The following is an 18,723-nucleotide window of genomic DNA, read 5'->3' as shown; positions in this document are numbered from 1 at the left end:
AATGATAAACGTGGCAATAGCAGAAGATGATTTTCGGGTTGCGAGCATTCATGAACAATTTTTACAAAAGATCGAAGGAGTAAGGGTGGTTAATAAAGCTCTAAATGCTTCGCAAACGATGGATCAACTTGCAAAAGGGGAAACCGATCTTATCCTCTTGGATAATTTCATGCCTGATGAAAGTGGAGTTTCTCTGCTACCGCTCATCCGCAAGAGATTCCCCGAGGTGGACATCATCATGATAACTGCAGCAACCGAAAAAGCGGTGGTAGAAGTGGCTCTGAAATATGGAGTGGTCGATTACTTAATCAAACCGGTAACGTTTGAAAGGTTTCAACACGCCATAAAAACATATCTTGAGAGAAAAGCTTTCATAAAAGAGAAGGAATCCTATGATCAAACAGTTATAGATCAGTTTTTTCATAGAAACGGGTCGATGGAAAGAGAAAAACAGAAGGATTCTCTACCTAAGGGAATTGACCAATTAACTTTGGAAAAAGTGAAAGGGCTCCTAGATAGCGATTACCATGATGGATGGACAGCCGAACAAATGGGAGAACTGATGGGGGCATCCCGAACAACAGCAAGGCGATATCTTGAGTACTTGATTTCTCTGAATAAAGCAAAAGCTGAGTTAGAATACGGCATGGTAGGGAGACCTGAAAGAAAATACTATCGGATAGGACAATGAGACAATGGAACAATTAAAGATTTTCAATAAGGAAAGAAAATATCTGGGCACTGCATCAAGAGATGAAGTACATATTAAGGGACATTGGCACGAGACTTTTCACTGCTGGATAAAGGCTGAGATACACGGTAAAGAATATCTTTATTTTCAACTGAGAAGCAAGGAAAAAAAGGATTATCCAGGCTTATTGGATATCACAGCAGCCGGACATCTGTTATCTCATGAAAACGTGGAAGATGGGATCAGGGAGGTAGAAGAGGAAATAGGTATAAAAGTTGGTATGGATGAACTGTCTTACCTGGGTGTCATCCCTTATGAAAAAGAATTGGAAGGTTTTATCGATAGAGAGCATGCCCATGTTTATCTGCTAAGGGGGTACATACCATTAGAGTCCTTTACTCTGCAAGCAGAAGAGGTTAGTGGGATTTTCATGGTTCCTTTAGAGGACTTTTACCAACTATGGTTTGGAAAAAAGACGTATGTCCCAATGGAAGGGATAAAGGAAAATGCCCAGGGCGAGAGAAGTAAGATTACTATGAATGTGGATAAAAGTATGTTTGTTCCACACAGCGATTCTTTTTACAAGGAAACATTGGAGTCATTGAGGTCGGGTAGAGGGTAAAAGATGCTAAATAAAGAGGTTGTCCTAAAGGGAATTCCCTAAGGGCAACCTCTTTTTTATGGACATTTGTCAAAACCTCCCGTGAACAAAATGAACAAAATAACCAATATATCTTTTATACCGCTTATTTTGTAAACGGTTACATTTATAAGAATATTCTTTACAATCACATACAAGACAATAGCAAAGGGGAGTTTGTAGATGAAAATAAAATGGAAAAATAAAGCAAGTGCAGTGGGGTTAACATTGTTATTATCCGTGACAGCAGCTTGCTCCAGCTCAACAGGGGGAACAAGTGCGGATGGTACCTGGTCTCCTCAGAAACCAATAGAAATGGTAGCACCAGCCGGGGCAGGAGGAGGATGGGACACAACCGCTCGGATGGTAGCTCAGACATTTGAGCAGGAGGAATTGATTGATAAGAGAATGCCAGTTGTCAATAAGCCCGGTGGAGGCGGTGCTGTTGCTTGGTCTTACATCGCGAAGAAAGAGGCGGATCCACACCATCTGTTCGTTTCTTCTCCACCATTATTATTGGTCCCCCTTAACGGACAATCAGAAAATACGTATGAAGATTTCACTCCGCTTGCCAATGTTATCGCGGACTACGGTGCTTTTGCAGTACGGGCTGACGCTAAATGGAACAATTTAAATGAGTTATTTGAAGATATGAAAAAAGATCCAGCAAGCATCACGGTTATCGGTGTATCTTCTCCCGGAAGCATGGATCATATCCAATTTGTCAAAATAGCTAAAGCAGCTGGAGTGGATATCACCAAGGTCAAGTATGTATCCGAACAAGAGGGGGGAACATTGACGGCATTACTTAACGGAAGTGTGGATGTCTATTCCGCCGGCACCGCAGAAACGGTGGAGCAGGTGAAAGCAGGGAAAATCAAGGTATTAGGCATAACAGCAGAAGAGCGTTTAGAGGGGGAGGTCCTATCAGATTTTCCAACTGCCAAAGAACAGGGAATAGATGAAACCTTCGTGAACTGGAGAGGATTTTTCGGCCCATCCAACATGGATGAAGCAGCCGTTGCCTACTATGTAGATAAGTTCTCAAAATTAAATGAATCAGGTGCTTGGGATGAAATCAGAAAGAAATACGGCTGGAATGAGCTTTTCATGACAGGGGAGGAATATCAAGAATTCCTTAAAAAAGAGAATGAAGAAATGCAAACCTTATTGGAAGAATTGGGGCTCGGAAATTAAAGATTAATAGGTGGACCGCTACCCTCCATAACGAGGGAGCGGCCCCTATGGATTGGTGGGGAGTTACATGATACTAAAACCGGTAAATCGCAAACTTGGATTGGCCTTAGCCTTCTTTGCAGGAGTATACCTGTTTTTAAGCTACCAGATCCCCAGTTACCCATATGCGTTAGTCGATGCAGATGTCGTACCAAAGGGATTGGGATATCTACTATTATTATTGTCCATTCTACTTTTCGTGCAGAAAAAAGAAGAAACAGAACAAGAAAAACAAAAAAGAACGATACCTAAGAAGGAACTTTATATTCTGCTGGGGGTTGCAGGTTTTATCTTAATCTATATATTTTTACTTGAGATAGTAGGTTTTGTCATAATGACAGCAACGTTTGTTTTTACATGTTCCTCGTTTCTTGGATACAAAAAATATAAAGTAAGTGCACTAGTGGCAATCATTTTTTCGTTGCTCTTATATTTTCTGTTCAATTACTTGCTCCTTATTCATTTACCACCAGGAGTGTTACCATTTTAGGAGGTGAAAGAGATGGGTTCCATGGAAGGTCTTTTTTCCGGGTTTCAGGTCGCATTTAGTATCGAGGGTATTTTATTTGTATTTTTAGGGGTGTTTATCGGGACTTTTATTGGGATGATGCCGGGTCTGGGACCAATCAGTGCGATTGCCATCATGATTCCCGTCACATACAGCATGGACCCGGCGTTGGCATTGGTCATGATGGCTGGGGTATATTATGGGGCAGTATTTGGAGGTTCTTCATCCTCCATTCTATTGAATGCACCTGGAATATCGGGTACAGTCGCCACCGCGTTTGATGGATACCCTATGGCACAGCAGGGGAAGGCAGGAAAAGCATTGGCCATTGCTGCCATCGCTTCCTTCACCGGGGGTACCATTAGTGTTATTCTGTTGATGCTTTTTACCCCATTATTAGCTTCTGTCGCTGTCGTTTTCGGGCCGGTAGAGTATTTTGCTTTGATGCTGATGGGACTGACAGCCATTTCAAGTTTGTCTGATGGGTCCACAATAAAAGCAATGATTTCTGCAGTATTAGGTTTCATGGCCGTAACGATCGGAATAGATGCCCAAACAGGAACACAGCGCTTCACTTTCGGGAACGTCAATCTCCTTGAAGGAATTGACTTTCTTGTGATCGCCCTTGGACTATTCGCTCTGGCAGAAGTTTGTATATTGATCTTCAACCGTAAGGACAGCACAGGGGGAATGAGTGGAAATATCGGAAGCCTGAAGCTATCCAGAGAAGATGTCAAAGAAATGAAGGGACCAGTTACGAGACAATCGTTTTTAGGATTTTTGCTTGGTGTTCTACCTGGGGCAGGTGCGACCATCGCATCTTTTATTGCTTATGTGACAGAAAAGCGAATTGCGAAAAAGCCAGAAGAGTTTGGGAAGGGTTCTATAAAAGGTCTTGCTGCACCCGAAGCAGCAAACAATGCGGCGACTGGCGGGGCATTTGTTCCCCTACTTAGTTTAGGTATTCCTGGATCGGGTACAACTGCTGTCCTTCTTGGTGCCTTCCTTGTTTTAGGTGTACAGCCAGGCCCATTACTGGTGCAAGATAACCCTGAAGTGTTCTGGGGGATTATCGCGAGTATGTATATAGGAAATGTGTTTTTATTGGTATTGAATCTCCCGCTTATCCCATATATAGCCAAGGTGCTTAAGGTTCCAAGGCCATTGTTGATCTCCTTGGTCATCATGTTCAGTCTTATCGGGGTCTATGCGATAAGCTTCAATACTTTTGATTTATATATATTGCTATTATTTGGAGTAGCCGGATTTTTGATGAGGATCTTCTCCTTTCCTGCAGCCCCGTTTATTCTCGCATTCATTCTTGGAGGCATGATGGAACAGGCCATGCGTCAATCCCTTACCATCTCAAATGGTGACTGGTTGGTCTTTGTAAAAAGTCCTATCTCCGCTACATTGATAGGTGTGGCTTTGTTGTCTCTAATCATTCCGTTACTTAAAAAGAAACCGACACTGGTTTCTGAGGATAAGAATTTGGACGTATAGACGTAGCGTCTTTTACATTTCATTTTAAGCAAAAACAGCCCTGCCATATAACCGGCAGGGCTGTTTTGTTTCTTTATTTATTTATATTTTTCCTTCCCCTTAGCTCCCCATAAGAACAAAAGGAAAATACCTGTAACGACAATTAATGGAGAAGCATACATAATCAAGAAGTTTTCCATGTAATGAACCTCCTTATTTTTTTCCCTGGACGTATTTGTTATCAAATAAGAACAAACGCATCAATAGATATAATGAAGGAATCAGTAAGCAAAGCCCGGCAATGAAAGCGGTAATTAAAGCTATTGCCATCGCTTCATTAGTGAATCCATCAAAAATGGTCAAGTACGGATATAGAAGGTACGGCATATGGGATGCCCCGTAACCGAAGAATGCCGTTGCGAACTGCAGCATGACCAAAATGAATGCCACACCAAGATGTATCTTTTTCCACATTAGATAAACTGCTCCAAGGAAAAAGAGGAAAGAAAGACTGAACATCCATGAAAGCTCCAACATTTTATCAAAATGTACTGGATTATGATCGCTTAAAGCGAAGAATACGAGAACACTGGCCAATATGGTCGGAAGGCTCCAGTTTAATGCATATTTCCTCAATACCTCAAATGCTTTTTCATCTCGGGCTGTTTTGGCGTAGTATGCAAGGAAATAAGCAGAGATGTAAAGAACACTTACTATTGCCAATATGACGACGGCCCAAGAATAGAAACTGGTGAACAATGCTGCATAATCAAGCCACACTGTATCTTCGTACTTGTAGATAAAACCTCCCTCAGAGATTGTCAGTACAACAGATAGGGAAGCAGGAATCAATAATCCAGTTGCACCATATAAAGCCTGATAAAAGATGTTCCCTTTTTCCCCATAGTGATGGAATGCGTAATAAGATCCGCGAATGGCCAGTAATACAATGGCTATACTACCTGGAACCAATAAGGTCGTTCCGTAATAATAGGCGGTAGAAGGGAAGAATCCTACTATTCCAATAAAAAAGAATACAAGAAAAACATTTGTTACCTCCCAGACAGGGGAGAGGTAACGGACAATCACTTTATTGATCAAGTGATCCTTCTTCGTGATTGTAGAATAATAGCTGAAGAAGCCTGCTCCAAAATCGATGGAGGCAACAATCAGGTATCCATAAAGAAATGTCCACAATACTGTAATTCCAATCACTTCATAGCTCATCCGTCATCCTCCTTACTCCATGCCCCTGTCGCGGAGCTCTTTCTCCACGGGGTTATTTTTGAACATTTTCCTTAGGACGGTCGCACATGTGGTACATAAGACGATGTAAAGAAGGACAAACAATACAATCATCAGGTCTACATGTTCAGAAGTTGTTGCGCCTTCCTCCACTGTCATATAACCGACAAGAAGCCATGGCTGCCTGCCTAGTTCAGCGAAGAACCATCCCATTTCAATAGCCAAGAGGGACAATGGTCCGCCAGCTACAATGGCCCATAACAAAGGCCTATTCCACTCATTCCATTTCCTAACCCTAGCAAATAAGGCATACAGAATAGAAACAAATGCTAGAAACATTCCTATTCCCACCATCAAGTCAAAGAAATAATGCACAATCAGGGGGGGAAGTTCTTCTTCAGGGAACTCTTCCAAACCAATTACCTCGGCATCGGGAGAGCCATGAGCTAATATACTTAATGCATATGGAATTTCCAAAGCATATTTTACACTATTATCATCTTGCAGGACCCCCCCTAATATTAGGGGTGCTTCGGTTGAAGTTTCAAAATGCCACTCTGCCGCAGCTAGTTTTTCTGGTTGATATTTTGCTAGATACTTACCTGAAAAGTCTCCAATCAGTGCTGTGGAGATAGCGAATACCGCCGCTGCTGTCATGGTTAAGTGCAATGCTTTTTTATGATAAACATGATCTTTTCCTCTAAGTAGTGCAAATGCTGCAATTGCAGCAAGTAGGAAGGCGGTCGTCAAATAGGCGGATGATAACACATGTGCAACCTTTGTTGGGGTTGCTGGATTGAACATCGCTTCTAATGGCCGAATGTTTGTCAATACACCATTTTCTAAATCAAATCCTCTAGGGGCATTCATGAAACCATTAACCGTTGTGATGAAAAATCCGGAAGCAGTGGCTCCAAGTGCTACTGGTATCAAAATAAATAAATGATAGATTTTCTTTTTAAAACGATCCCATGTGTAAAGATAAATTCCTAGAAAGATAGCTTCAAAGAAGAAGGCAAACGTCTCCATAAACAAAGGTAAGCTTATGACATGGCCAGCCATTTGCATGAAGTTAGGCCAGAGCAAACTCAATTGGAGACCAATAGCGGTTCCTGTCACAACTCCGATTGCTACGGTTATCACAAACCCCCGGGCCCAGCGTCTTGCAAGCAGGCGATAATGTTCATCGTTACGCTTTATTCCCATCCATTCCGCTAATAAGATCATGAGGGGGACCCCTACACCGATAGTCGCGAAAATGACATGAACAGCCAATGTAATACCGGTTAATATTCGACTATATAAGACCGGATCGTATTCCAACATCCATACTCACTCCTTTTAAACACATTCAACATAGTTCGTTAATTTATGCCCTCTCACATTATACAACAGTTTGCTCAATACTTCACAATATTAAGTTTGAAGCAAACTCTCTTTCTAGTATATTCCCTATAAGGAATAAGCAAAACCGGGTAATGGCATTTGTTTATGACATCTTTATGGCAAAGTTTCGGCGAAATTGTGACATGGAAATCTCATAAATGCCCATGGAAACTTATGGACTAAAGTTGGACATCTATTACACTATTTATTATATAAATGTAAGAAAAAACATAGAAATTGATGGAAAGTAGTATAAATATGCTGAATAAGGTGGTAAAATATTCTTATAATTCACACAAAGGGAGTTTGCGATGAGTAATATAAACAATCATACGATGAGTCTATCACTGGACAAATCTTCTCTGAATTCTAGTAAAGATAATAGAATCGTCGGCACTGCTGATTTAACCGGTGAATTGTACCAAAGGTCAAGAGTAGATTACACTAGAAGTATCACGTCTCCACTCGAAGAGGTGCTGTACTCCATTTATGATTGTACGGTAAAATAAGATAAAAAAGGCGCAAAAGAGAAATATATCTATTTAAATGATCAATTCAGCATGGATAAGGAGAACCTACCCGAAGAGATCTTATTGTTTTATCTTGTGGTTAAATTGAAATATTTCATGTTGATTAATGATAAGAAGCTTTATGAGCCTACATACAAACAGATTGATGTATTATCTACAAGTTTGAACCCCTCTATAGAATATATTCATTTTAAAACATTAGGAATCTTTTATTATAGGACTGATAATTTTCTACAATCCACACTTGCACTTGAACATGCCCTTAATTTATCCAACAAGCTCCCATTCATTTCAGAAGAAGATAAAGCAGAATTGTATTACCAGATTGCATTGACCAAGCTTAAAACAAGCGATTCGTTTGAATCCATCTATTATGCTGAAGAGGCCCTGGCTATTTACCAAGGTCTATATCATAATAAAAGGTCAGCAGAATGCCATGTGATTTTAGGGATTAACTACATCTATTCCAAGCGTTTTGAACTCGCAGAAAAACACTATCTGTCTGCCAAGAATATTGGGGAAAGCATACAAGATAGATATCTAGAATCGATGGCATTAAATAATCTTGGGGAAATTAAATCCTATTTGCAACAATCTGAAGAGGCTATATTTTATTACTTAGAATCATTGAAATTAAAGAAGGAAGAAGAGAGAAGTGTATTTTCAATTCTTGGCCTAGTAGAAGAGTACTATTTCTTGAACCAAAAAGAAATTTCTAAGGAGTGGGCAGAGCAGGGCCTTTCTTTAGCTGAGAGAATCAACCTGAAAGAATACATCCTACATTTTACCACCCACCTTTATCTTTTGGATAAGAGCGACAAGATAGAAGATTACATCTTAAATGAAGTGCTCCCTTACTTCAAAAGTGCAGGCAACGAAAGGTATGCAAATAAATACACCGAGATGTTGGCGAAGTATTATTACCAAAATGACCAATTCAAATTAGCAAGCGACTTTTACAACAGCTGTCTACAAAATATCAAATCCAAAATGGCCTATTGACCAAAACCTCGGCACCAAACCGGATCTACTTAGATCCGGTTAGTGTGTAGACAAAGCTTAAAATAATGAAAATCTTAAGTTGATTGCAGTGGAAGGAGCGAAGACTCCTCGAAAATAAATTGCTGTCGAAGTATTCCTTGTCCTGGGGGAAGAAAGGACATGGAATACTCCGCAGGGCGTAGCTAAGGCCATTGAAAAACCCAAAAACTTATCTTTTTTATGGTTTCCAGCTGTTGATTGGAGCAATAGGCGAAGACTCCTGCGGGGGGATAGCGACAATCTTGAGACCCCGCAGGGCGTAGCCGAGGAGGCTTCCGGACTGCCCGCGGAAAGCGAAGCTCCTGTAACGAAAATCAACTCTTCCAACAGATAACCTAACTAGTATATAGTTTGTCAACAGTCTGCCCGGATCTTCATAGATCTGGTTTTTTTATTGGAGGGAAATGGGGAGATTGGCTTAGTTTCAACTTTTTTCTCATTTTTTAGTTTGATTTTTGAAAAACGGGTATGGTAGGACTATTTAGTTCTATTACTTCGTTAAAGGACGTGCTTCTATTGTTCGGCTTCAATGATTTATGGAAATTTTTCTTTTCTTTTTTTCTGGTGCTGCCTATGGTGACCATTATCCATGAAATGGGTCATTACTTCTTTGCAAAGATTTTTGGCGGCAAGGTCATTGTCCATATCGGTACTGGAAACGTTCTATTCAATATAGGTTCCATCCGTATCAGGAAGTTATATTTCTATGATGGATGGTGTGAATATATTTCACTAGGTAAAAAAGCCACAAAGCCAGAAAAAATACTCGTCTACCTGGGAGGATCCATTTTTAACATCTTGTCCATTTTTATCTTGAACACACTTATTCTAAATGGAGTTCTCCAGCCGAGCATTTTTTTCTACCAATTTACCTATTTCTCATTCTATTTTATCTTCTTCTCCTTGTTTCCGATCAACCATTTGAACGGCTGTCCAAGTGATGGGATGGCAGCATTAAATATATTGATGAATAAACGATTTGATAAGAATCCACCAAACTAAATAATGATACGATACGGGTTTTTATCTTCCATGATGAATTCCCGTTTTTGTTTCCCATGACATTTGTCATCATTGTGGCATGACACATATGACTGTGTCTCCCGCTTGAAAATGAAGTAAAATAACTTGGATAATGAAAACATTAAAAACTTACATAACTTTCCTTTTAAGTGTGTTAAAATAGTTGTACAACAAAGAAGAAGGCTCTTTTCGTAAACTTTGTTACTTTTACGTTTTAATAAAATCACCGTTATAATTCGTCATTGTCGGGCTCTTTTCCCTGCAATACTAAATTAATTACTGCGTTTTTTAAAGTTTCTAATCAATAAAAAGTCCAATTACCGACTTTTTACTAGAGAATAGCAACAATCTTTGAGAAAAGAGCCTAGAAAAATGAGGGTCCAATATGAGAAAAAGGTTTTCTATTTTCCAAAAAGGGTCAGGGATCTCTCCGTATATCTGGAGTGTTTTTAGTATTCTCCCTTTCTATTTTATATTTCAATCATCCTCTACAACGGAGGTCATAATCGGTTTTATTTTAACGATTTTATTTTTTGTTGCATACAGATTTGCTTTCATCTCTAATAAGTGGCCAGTTTATTTATGGACTTGCCTGTTAATTGCGATCTCCATCACTATGACGATCTTGTTTCATTTTATTTATTTCGCATTCTACATTGCCTATTACAATGGAAAGATTAAAAATAAAATAGCATTCATCGTTTTATATATCATCCATTTAATAGCTACCACAGTTGCAATCAATATAAATGTTGTTATGAGGGATGAATTGTTTTTACAGCAAATTCCTTTTGTTGTCATCATATGGATCGCAGTAATATTACTTCCGTTCAATTTATATAACAAGCGAAAGCAAGACCAGCTGGAAGAACAGCTAGATGTGGCAAATAAAAGAATTTCGGAACTGATCATTCAAGAGGAAAGACAACGGATTGCTAGAGATTTACACGATACGCTTGGTCAGAAACTTTCATTAATTGGCCTGAAGAGCGATCTTGCAAGGAAGGTTTTAAACAAAAATCCTGAACAAGCTAAGTCAGAGCTAAAAGATGTACAACAGACAGCAAGGACCGCTTTGAATGAAGTGAGACAGATGGTTTCGCAGATGAGAGGTATCCGGTTGAAAGAGGAATTCATTAGAATAAGGCAGATACTTGATGCTGCAGAAATAGAGCTTAAATTGGAGCATGATCTGCCATTAAAGAATAACTCCTTATTTCTGGAAAACATATTGAGCATGTGCCTGAAAGAGGCCGTCACCAATGTCGTTAAACATAGTAAGGCATCCATCTGTCACATTTCACTGGAACAGCTTGGTGATGAGATTAGGGTTATCATTAAGGATGATGGAATCGGCATGATGGAGGAAAACGACATCGTCAAAGGAAGCGGCCTTCTTGGAATGAAGGAACGGTTGGAATTCGTAAATGGCTTGATGGAAATTGAGGGTGACAAGGGAACAACTATTATCATAAAGGTGCCCAAAATGGTCAATCAGAGGGAACAGGAGGAGCATGTATGATACGTATAGTAATAGCAGAAGACCAACGGATGATGTTAGGTGCCTTAGGTTCGTTACTGGATTTGGAAGATGACATGGAAGTTGTCGGAATGGCAGGCAATGGAGACGAAGCAGTGGAACTTTTTCATAAGTTAAAGCCGGACGTTTGTATCATGGATATAGAAATGCCTGAAAAAACCGGGTTGGAAGCAGCAGAAGAGCTAAAAGGTCTGGGTTGTAAAATAATCATATTGACTACATTTGCTAGAACAGGGTATTTTCAAAGAGCATTAAAAGCGGGAGTTACTGGTTACTTATTGAAAGACAGCCCAAGTGAAGAACTGGCTAACTCGATACGAAGCATCATGTCGGGAAGGCGAATATATGCCCCTGAACTGATGGATGATTTTTACGGTGAAGAAAATCCTCTTACAGAGAGAGAGAAAGCGGTACTCGAACTGGTTGCTGATGGGAAGAATACACAAGAAATTGCCAATGAACTGAGCATCAAATCCGGAACAGTTAGAAATTACATCTCTACCATACTAGATAAACTAGAAGTAAAGAACCGAATTGAAGCGATCACCCAATCCAAGGAAAAGGGTTGGTTTAAATGAAATTGGATAGAATGGTAAAAACCGATCTTGTTAGTGGATCGGTTTTTATGTATGCTTGCTTTAAAAATATGGTATAGTAATTGGAGCTATTTCAAGCTTTAAACCAGAAAAGAGACGTGATAAGAGTGACTGATTTTATACAATTAGGAGTGCGTAAAGGGATAAATCATACATTAAAATCCCTAGGAATACATACTCCAACCCCGATCCAAGAAAAAACCATCCCTTCAGTGCTTCAAGGCCATGATGTAATCGCCCAGGCACAAACAGGAACAGGGAAGACACTAGCTTTTGTATTGCCCGTATTAGAAAAAGTGGATGTGAATAATCCCGACACACAGGCATTGATCCTGACACCGACACGGGAGCTGGCCCATCAAATTACAAAAGAAATAAAAAAACTGAAGGAAAACATAGATGACCTGAATGTTCTCGCCGTTTACGGTGGTCAAGATGTAGAATCACAACTAAAAAAGCTGAAAGGTGCACAACATATCGTCGTGGCAACACCAGGTCGATTATTGGATCATGTGAGAAGAGGAACCATAGATCTTTCCACCATCTCCATGCTTGTTATTGATGAAGCCGATCAGATGCTATTGATGGGATTTCTTCCCGATATTGACACCATTACAGCAGAAACGTTTTCTTCCCGTCAGACAATGCTGTTCTCCGCCACCATACCGGATCAAATACACGCACTCGCGAAGAAATATATGAAGGAACCAAAATATATTGAAATAAAAGAAAAGCAAGTGACAGTAGATACAATAAACCATTATGCTGTTGAAACGACTGACCGCCGTAAAGAGGGTACAATGATCCACTTGATCAAAGAGCAAAATCCTTATCTAGCTATTATCTTCTGCCGGACGAAGGCGAGGGTACAAAAACTAACGGAAGTCCTCAAACAACAAGGAGTGGAATGTGAAGCATTGCACGGTGACATTCCTCAATCCAAACGAAACAGAGCGATGAAATGGTTCAGAGAAGCCAAGCTACAATACCTGGTCGCCACAGATGTGGCTGCCCGTGGCCTTGATGTAGAAGGCGTTACACATGTTTATAATTATGATATCCCCCAGGATTTAGAAACTTATATCCATCGTACCGGGCGTACTGGACGTGCGTCAGGAACTGGAGAAGCTTATACACTTTATGCTCCAAGAGATGTGGATTTTCTTCATATGATAGAAAAAGGGATAGGCACGCCTATAGAAAAGATAGTATTTAAGGGTGTCAGTATTCCAGATCGTGACGATTATGAGGAAGAGCGCCAAAAAAACATTCTCAAAGCGCGAAAAGAAAAAGCACGTAAAAAAGAGTTTCCCAATAAGAATTTCAAGAGATAGAAAGGAAGACATAAAACATGAACATTAAAGGACATGAAGCGGAAAAGCTAAAAGACCCTACAGGAATCATTGAGGGAGATAGATACGAATTTTTCCTGGAACTAAATATTGATGAAGAAGATGAATTATATACCGAGCAAGGAGTCTATTTAAAGGTGATTTACGCTGTGGATGAGTCAGGGTCCAGAATTGCACAATACCAGTTCTACGAAGAGAATAGCAATAAAGCGTTGGATTTTGAAATGGAAGAAGAGGAAGAGCAGGCTGTGCTTGCATATTGCGGCGAACATTACAAGACTGTGCTTTAACTAAAACCATTTGCATTTTTTCTCGTTCTCCTGTACTATAGGGAAACAAGCTACGATGTACGTAACCATAACAAAGTTTTAACCTTTATACTTAGCTAGGGAGTTTTATATAAAAGCAGGAATGTCATGCCTCCATGGATAGAGGACGACAGGAATGTTTTTGCGAACACCCACTTTCAGGAGTGGTGGTTTAAAACTTTCTTATACTAAGTTACGGCAGTTGTGGCTTGTTCCTTTAAAAACACACTAAAAAACGAGCTTCCATCTTAGTGTTGGAGGCTCGTTTTTATTTTCTTCCCCTATTAATAGATTAGCACAATATGGTAAGATTAGTACGTCCCATATGAAGTATATATTAGGGTAGATAGGGAATGACTTACTAAGGCAATCAATTATGGAAGGGAGATAGCATTATGGACAAGGTAGAAGTAGGAGATATCTTTATTGTGACAGATGAAAATGACCAGGAACAGGAACTTGAAGTACTTGGTACGATGGAAGTGGAAGGGTCTATCTATGTTGCAGTCGGTTTTGTAGAGGAAATCGAGAAAGAAACAACAGGAGATGTCGATATTTTCTTCCTTAAAGTAGAGGAAGATGGAGAACTCTCTGAAATTGAAACAGACGAAGAATTTGATAAAGTATCCGCCGCATTCGAAGGAATGGTGGAGGAGGAACAGTAATACATGAAGGGTTGTCCCATAAAAAGGACAGCCTCTTTTTTTTTTTTAGGGCATGTATGAAAATTAGCCCCATAAAATGTATCAAAGAATAATTTTCCCATGGAAAGATATTCTTCATTATCCAATTCCTACTTGACAGGGATGTTTTAGTGGATTAAAGTATTTAATTATGGAAGAAGGGGGAGAGAGTATGGATACTTTGTTTATTGTACTTAATATTATTTTATTACTTTTACTGTGCTTTGGGCTTTATACGATGCAAAAGAAAGGCGTCTCTTTTTCTAAGCGTGTTTTCTCCGCATTAGGGATTGGGATTGTTTTTGGACTTGGACTCCAGTTTGTTTATGGATCGGGTTCAGAAGTGTTGACCGGTTCTATCGACTGGTTCAACATTGTGGGTTCAGGGTATGTGAAATTTCTTCAAATGATTGTCATGCCTTTAGTTTTCATCAGTATCATTGCCGCTTTCACAAGACTTACTTTAAAGAGCAACATCGGAAAAATCAGCGGATTGATCATTGGTATCTTGATCGGTACGACAGCTGTAGCAGCGGCAGTTGGTATCGGTACCACGCTTGTCTTCGATTTGGAAGCAATTCAGATTGAGCAGGGAGAAGCGGAAACAGCCAGAGGGGAACAGATGGAGCAGCGAGCAGGGGACCTTGCATCCAAAACATTCCCACAACAGATGCTAGACTTCATTCCATCAAATGTGTTTCTTGATTTCACCGGTGCACGTTCCACTTCTACAATAGCAGTAGTCATCTTTGCCGCATTTATCGGGATTGCCTATTTGGGGGTCAGACGTAAGAACCCGGAGCAGGCGGAATCCTTCGCTAAAATAGTAGATACATTCTATACCATCATAATGAGAGTCGTTACACTGATTCTTCGATTAACTCCGTATGGGGTTTTAGCATTAATGACAAGGGTGACCGCAACGAGTGATTATGGAGCCATTGCGAAACTAGGGCAATTTGTAGCTGCCTCTTATGTGGCATTGGCAATTGTTTTCGGTATCCATTTGATTCTTTTAGCAATTGCAGGCTTGAATCCTTTGACATATGTCCGTAAAGCGATTCCGGTTCTATCGTTTGCCTTCACATCTAGAACAAGTGCAGGAGCGTTACCATTAAACATCAAGACGCAAACGAAGGAATTCGGTGTCTCAGATGGAATTGCCAATTTTGCCGGCTCATTTGGATTATCCATCGGTCAAAACGGTTGTGCCGGTGTTTATCCGGCCATGCTGGCAGTCATGATTGCTCCAACCGTGGGTATTAACCCTCTAGATCCATCCTTCTTGTTCATGTTGATTGTCATAGTAGCTATCAGTTCCTTTGGGGTTGCAGGTGTAGGAGGCGGTGCAACATTCGCAGCTATACTCGTGTTATCAGCAATGGACTTACCAATTGCACTTGCTGGTTTGTTGATATCTGTTGAACCACTTATTGATATGGGTCGTACAGCAGTGAATGTAAGTGGTAGTATGACCGCTGGTGTCCTGACAAGTAAGGTGACGAATGATCTGGATACTTCCGTTTATAACAGTAAAGAATCAACGGATATGGAGTTGGATGTTTGATAAGGCTTTTTGAGGAGGAAAGAGCAGCTGGGTGCTGTGCTCTCAGTGTGTAGATAAATTTATTCTAATCTTCAAGGTATGCAGTAACCATGTTGATCGTAGTGGAAGACGCGCAGACTCCTGCGGGAGGAAGGGACATGGGAGACCCCGCAGGGCGTAGCCCGAGGAGGCTCCCGGACCGCCCGCGGAAAGCGAAGCGTCTGAAACGCAAATCAACAATTATATGCATTTTTAAAAATAAATTGGATTGGTCAACAGTCTGAGAGCAGCTGGGTGCTGCTCTTTTTTTGTTGTTTTTCCTTATTGTTACAATAACCGGTAAGAAAGTTACAATAACTTCGGAAAAAGTTACAATCTGCCTCCGATAAGTTACAATCCAAGTGGTTTTTAACAAGAGTAAAAATAATTACCTTTAAACGTAAATGAATATTGCCTTATAAGATAAAATCATTTACTCTATAAAGTAACAGGAGGTGTAAATAATGGAAAATGTGAGATTGAATGTTGCTTTATTGCGTAGAAAGGTACCAAACCTCACAAGTGCGGCCAAATCGGTTGGTTTAAGACCCGCCACGGTTTCAAATCTGTGCACAGGGAAAATCCCAGTTGGAAGAGCAGAGGTTCGCACCATTATTGCGTTAACAGAATTAGCAGAGTGTAGCTTGGATGAATTGATACTGAGAGGGGAGAAGGTTGACATGATTGAAACGAAAATAAAAGCGATCGATTTGTTGGCTCCATTGACTAAAGGAGGCACCAATGGGCTTGTAGCACGACCAGGTATGGGGCAACTTGTCGTGTTGGCAGAATTGTATTATCGGCTTAAACGAGAGGGATACAATACCCTCATGCTCACACCTAAGGGAGAACATCCCGAAGTGGACGATATCCTTGACTATGTCGATTATACTGTTAATTCAATAGAAGAAGCTTATCAAAAAATCATGGAACTTGGACCAAATATAGAAATAGTTTTTGCTGCAGATCGTGGCCATGTAGCAAATGGGAACATCCAAGACCTTCATAATAAGTTAGAGATGGTAGGGATGACTACAGTTACAACATTCCTTCTAGATTTAAGTGGGCAAGTTGTAGATGAAGAACTTCCTTATGGACCATTAGAAACAATATGGCAATTTGATGCAGATCTTGCAGCAAGATATAAATATCCGGCAATTAATCCCTTACAATCCACCTCATCCGTATTAGAAGGTGCCCACCTAGATCAACACCACTTATCCATACAACAACGCTCGCAAAAGCTTCTAAGACGATACCGTGAATTACGCTCACTTGTTCAAGTAAGAGGAATGAAACTACTCCCTGATACTGAGATACAAACGTATAAAAGAGGGGAAAGATTAGAAGCATACTTAACCCAACCCTTCTTTGTTGCAGAAGCATTCTCCGGTAAGAAAGGAGAAGATGTTGATCTGCAGACGATGCTTGAGGATATAAGAAAAATACTCGATGGTTCCTATGATTCTGTAGATGTAGAATCTCTGTCCTATATAGGTTCAATAAAATAACCTCCATGTAAATATAAGAAGAGCAGCTTAGATGCTACTCTTCTTATGTTTTAATCTCCAATACCAAAATCCTCTACTTCCAATAGATGTTCCGGCTTATTCCCAATGGGATCCCGATGAAAATAATCCCTAATGACACCTTTCTTAATTTAATCAATACATTTTAAGCAATAACATAGGAATTAAAACAACCACTTTGCGTTATAGTAATAAAAACTTGTCACATTCCTAATATTTTTGATATAGTAATATGTTGTAACTTCTTATATATAGAAACAATTATGTCAACTATGTAAATAGATAAATTTAATAAAGGTATTGGTGATAATGATGAGTCAAGACTATAGAGTATTATTGTATTATAAATATGTGGATATTGAGAATCCTGAAGAGATCACTCAGCAACATCTAGAATTCTGTAATGACCTAGGTATAAAAGGTCGTGTTTTAATTGCAAAAGAAGGAATCAATGGTACAGTCTCAGGGACGGTAGAGCAAACAGATGCTTATATAGCACATATGAATGCACATCCATTGTTCTCAGACATTACGTATAAAGTAGATGAAGTATCCGAACACACTTTCCCAAAGATGAAGGTCCGCTATCGTCCAGAATTGGTGACCTTACGATTGGAAAATGATATCGATCCCCGTAAAACAACAGGTAAACACTTAAAACCGAAAGAATGGTTGGAAGCACTACAAAGTGAAGATACGGTTGTAATCGATGCTCGCAATGATTATGAGTACGATCTAGGGCATTTCCGTGGGGCAATAAAACCTGACATCAACACGTTCAAGGAGCTTCCTCAATGGATCAAAGAAAATAAAAAGGAATTTGAAGGCAAAAAGATCCTGACGTATTGTACTGGCGGGGTGCGTTGTGAAAAGTTCTCCGGATGGTTACTTGAAGAAGGTTTTGAGGATGTATCCCAGTTGGATGGGGGAATCGTCACTTACGGGAAAGATCCTGAAGTGCAAGGAGAACTATGGGATGGACAATGCTACGTATTTGATGAGCGGATCAGTGTTCCTATCAACCAGAAAGAGCATGTGGTGGTTGGTAAAGATCATTTTAGCGGTGAACCTTGCGAGCGTTATGTAAACTGTGCAAACCCTGAGTGTAATAAAAAGATCTTGAGCTCAGAAGAAAACGAACACAAATACCTGCGCAGTTGCTCACATGAATGCCGTGTACACCCAAGAAACCGCTATATTACAGAACACGATCTAACAGAAGAAGAAGTCAGCAAAAGAGTGGATGCAATTAAAGAAGAAGTTACAAACTAATTAGCTAACCTGTTTCTCAAATGAGAGGCAGGTTATTTTTGTGCACTTAAAGAAATACTTATCTGAAAAGCCTACG

Annotated in this window: 17 protein-coding genes, 1 other RNA gene and 1 pseudogene; 17 read left to right on the top strand and 2 right to left on the bottom strand. The window is 40.0% G+C overall.

The genetic code is table 11. The features are described from left to right. The first annotated feature begins 1 nt into the window (after position 1). The 5 genes from MKY77_RS11935 (at position 2) to MKY77_RS11915 (ending at position 4,578) form a co-directional block, all read left to right on the top strand. Complete coding sequence (locus MKY77_RS11935; protein ID WP_339146031.1) at positions 2-691, top strand: response regulator; 690 nt, start codon at positions 2-4, stop codon at positions 689-691. A gap of 4 nt (positions 692-695) precedes the next feature. Continuing rightward, entirely contained in the window at positions 696-1,313 is a 618-nt protein-coding gene (locus tag MKY77_RS11930; RefSeq protein WP_339146030.1) for an NUDIX domain-containing protein, read from the top strand. A gap of 201 nt (positions 1,314-1,514) precedes the next feature. After that, complete coding sequence (locus MKY77_RS11925; protein ID WP_339146029.1) at positions 1,515-2,528, top strand: tripartite tricarboxylate transporter substrate binding protein; 1,014 nt, start codon at positions 1,515-1,517, stop codon at positions 2,526-2,528. A 67-nt stretch (positions 2,529-2,595) separates the two neighbouring features. After that, a complete protein-coding gene (locus tag MKY77_RS11920) occupies positions 2,596-3,057 on the top strand; it encodes a tripartite tricarboxylate transporter TctB family protein (protein WP_339146027.1) in 462 nt (153 codons plus the stop codon). Between the two features lie 12 nt (positions 3,058-3,069). After that, on the top strand, positions 3,070-4,578 hold the full coding sequence (locus MKY77_RS11915; RefSeq protein ID WP_339146026.1) for a tripartite tricarboxylate transporter permease: 1,509 nt from the start codon (positions 3,070-3,072) through the stop codon (positions 4,576-4,578). Positions 4,579-4,770: 192 nt separating this feature from the next. Here the strand turns inward: MKY77_RS11915 and MKY77_RS11910 are convergent, their stop codons facing one another. Together MKY77_RS11910 and MKY77_RS11905 are read right to left on the bottom strand one after the other, a co-directional pair. After that, complete coding sequence (locus tag MKY77_RS11910) at positions 4,771-5,784, bottom strand: cytochrome d ubiquinol oxidase subunit II (RefSeq protein ID WP_339146025.1); 1,014 nt, start codon at positions 5,782-5,784, stop codon at positions 4,771-4,773. 12 nt (positions 5,785-5,796) lie between these two features. Continuing rightward, entirely contained in the window at positions 5,797-7,128 is a 1,332-nt protein-coding gene (locus tag MKY77_RS11905; protein WP_339146024.1) for a cytochrome ubiquinol oxidase subunit I, read from the bottom strand. Between the two features lie 371 nt (positions 7,129-7,499). Between MKY77_RS11905 and MKY77_RS11900 the strand changes: the two genes are divergently transcribed. The 12 genes and pseudogenes from MKY77_RS11900 to MKY77_RS11845 all read left to right on the top strand — a co-directional run bounded on the left by MKY77_RS11900 (position 7,500) and on the right by MKY77_RS11845 (position 18,647). Next, positions 7,500-7,697 carry a hypothetical protein gene (locus tag MKY77_RS11900; protein WP_342515725.1) on the top strand — a complete coding sequence of 66 codons (198 nt, stop codon included), beginning with the start codon at positions 7,500-7,502 and terminating at the stop codon, positions 7,695-7,697. A gap of 51 nt (positions 7,698-7,748) precedes the next feature. Next, complete coding sequence (locus MKY77_RS11895; RefSeq protein WP_342515724.1) at positions 7,749-8,720, top strand: tetratricopeptide repeat protein; 972 nt, start codon at positions 7,749-7,751, stop codon at positions 8,718-8,720. A gap of 555 nt (positions 8,721-9,275) precedes the next feature. After that, a complete protein-coding gene (locus MKY77_RS11890) occupies positions 9,276-9,761 on the top strand; it encodes a hypothetical protein (RefSeq protein ID WP_339149804.1) in 486 nt (161 codons plus the stop codon). A gap of 406 nt (positions 9,762-10,167) precedes the next feature. Continuing rightward, positions 10,168-11,304, top strand: coding sequence for a sensor histidine kinase (locus MKY77_RS11885; protein ID WP_339146021.1), 1,137 nt, complete (start codon positions 10,168-10,170; stop codon positions 11,302-11,304). After that, complete coding sequence (locus tag MKY77_RS11880) at positions 11,301-11,900, top strand: response regulator transcription factor (RefSeq protein ID WP_237662296.1); 600 nt, start codon at positions 11,301-11,303, stop codon at positions 11,898-11,900. The genes MKY77_RS11885 and MKY77_RS11880 overlap by 4 nt, the downstream gene beginning before the upstream one ends. Positions 11,901-12,016: 116 nt before the next feature. Beyond that, positions 12,017-13,135 (top strand): annotated as a pseudogene (locus MKY77_RS11875) (DEAD/DEAH box helicase); the annotation flags it as partial. A gap of 134 nt (positions 13,136-13,269) precedes the next feature. Then, positions 13,270-13,560: a DUF6509 family protein gene (locus MKY77_RS11870; RefSeq protein ID WP_339146018.1), complete on the top strand. Its 291-nt coding sequence runs from the start codon at positions 13,270-13,272 to the stop codon at positions 13,558-13,560. Positions 13,561-13,604: 44 nt separating this feature from the next. Further along, a non-coding RNA gene (gene ssrS, locus MKY77_RS11865) (6S RNA) lies at positions 13,605-13,793 on the top strand. A gap of 180 nt (positions 13,794-13,973) precedes the next feature. Further along, on the top strand, positions 13,974-14,243 hold the full coding sequence (locus tag MKY77_RS11860; protein ID WP_339146017.1) for a DUF1292 domain-containing protein: 270 nt from the start codon (positions 13,974-13,976) through the stop codon (positions 14,241-14,243). A gap of 190 nt (positions 14,244-14,433) precedes the next feature. Next, positions 14,434-15,828: an L-cystine transporter gene (locus MKY77_RS11855; RefSeq protein WP_339146016.1), complete on the top strand. Its 1,395-nt coding sequence runs from the start codon at positions 14,434-14,436 to the stop codon at positions 15,826-15,828. Positions 15,829-16,310: 482 nt separating this feature from the next. After that, complete coding sequence (locus tag MKY77_RS11850; RefSeq protein ID WP_339146015.1) at positions 16,311-17,357, top strand: hypothetical protein; 1,047 nt, start codon at positions 16,311-16,313, stop codon at positions 17,355-17,357. A gap of 330 nt (positions 17,358-17,687) precedes the next feature. After that, complete coding sequence (locus MKY77_RS11845; protein ID WP_339149803.1) at positions 17,688-18,647, top strand: rhodanese-related sulfurtransferase; 960 nt, start codon at positions 17,688-17,690, stop codon at positions 18,645-18,647. Positions 18,648-18,723: the final 76 nt, after the last annotated feature.

It is taken from the genome of Sutcliffiella sp. FSL R7-0096 (assembly GCF_038595065.1).
Classification (GTDB): Bacteria; Bacillota; Bacilli; order Bacillales; family Bacillaceae_I; genus Sutcliffiella_A.
This window is presented reverse-complemented; position numbering and strand designations above follow the sequence as displayed.